Below are 901 nucleotides of genomic sequence, written 5' to 3'. Positions count from 1 at the left end.
GCAGCAAATTCTACCACCAAGCACGCATGATGGATTTGGTGGTGATTGCGTCCATGCCTTGCAAAGTCATGTCATTTCGGGCCTTCTAAATGGCACGCCGCTGGAAAACACTGCCCCGGACTATCTGGACGTGATCCGCATCGAAGAGACCATCTACCGCTCAGCCGCGGAAGGAAGAAAGATCACGCTGGAGACGCCGTGAAGGACCAAAGCAGCAAAACCCTTTCCAGCACGCAGCGCGCCGTAAGAGAGCTGCGGCGGATGATAGTCTCCGGAGAACTGGCCGCCGGAACCGACCATCTGGAATCAGAGCTTGCCCAGACATTGGGCATGTCACGAACCCCGGTCCGCGAAGCTGCACTCATGCTGGAAAGCCGTGGCCTGCTGGAAATGCGCCCTCGGAAAGGGGTTCGGATCCTGCCCGTCTCATCCGAAGACATGCGTGAGATTTATGACATCCTGACCGAGTTAGAAAGCCTCGCAGCCCAGCGTGCCGCAGAAGCAGGCTATTCAAAACAGGATCTCAAAGTGCTTGAGCAGTCGATTGCGCAGATGGACCAGGCCATCGAAACAGAAAACCTGGAAGCGTGGGCTGAGGCGGACGAGTTGTTTCACCAGGAGCTTGTACGTCTTGGCAGGAACCATCGGATTGAAGCCATCGTCGCGATGATGAGTGATCAGGTACGCAGGGCGCGGGCCACCACGCTGTTCATCCGCCCGCTGCCAGTGCAATCCAACGAAGACCACCGGGCTGTTCTGCGGGCGATCCAAGAAGGAAAGGCAAATGAAGCACGCGAACGCCATAGACAACACCGGCTTCAGGCCAAAGAAGTGCTGTGCGGAATACTTGAAAAACACAGGCTGAACAGTCTGTGAGTTCTCGCTTGTCTCGGCCATGACG

Annotated in this window: 1 protein-coding gene and 1 pseudogene; both read left to right on the top strand. The window is 56.6% G+C overall.

From position 1 onward, the window contains the following. Nucleotides 1-202: pseudogene (locus tag Q1B13_RS26835) on the top strand (gfo/Idh/MocA family oxidoreductase); the annotation flags it as partial. Further along, entirely contained in the window at nucleotides 199-876 is a 678-nt protein-coding gene (locus Q1B13_RS26830; protein WP_299085956.1) for a GntR family transcriptional regulator, read from the top strand. The pseudogene Q1B13_RS26835 and the gene Q1B13_RS26830, both read left to right, overlap by 4 nt. The last annotated feature ends 25 nt before the right edge of the window (nucleotides 877-901 follow it).

This window comes from uncultured Ruegeria sp. (assembly GCF_947489545.1).
In the GTDB taxonomy this organism is placed as follows: domain Bacteria; phylum Pseudomonadota; class Alphaproteobacteria; order Rhodobacterales; family Rhodobacteraceae; genus Ruegeria.
The sequence above is the reverse complement of the archived record's forward strand: the minus strand, read 5'-3'. Positions and strand labels throughout refer to the sequence as shown.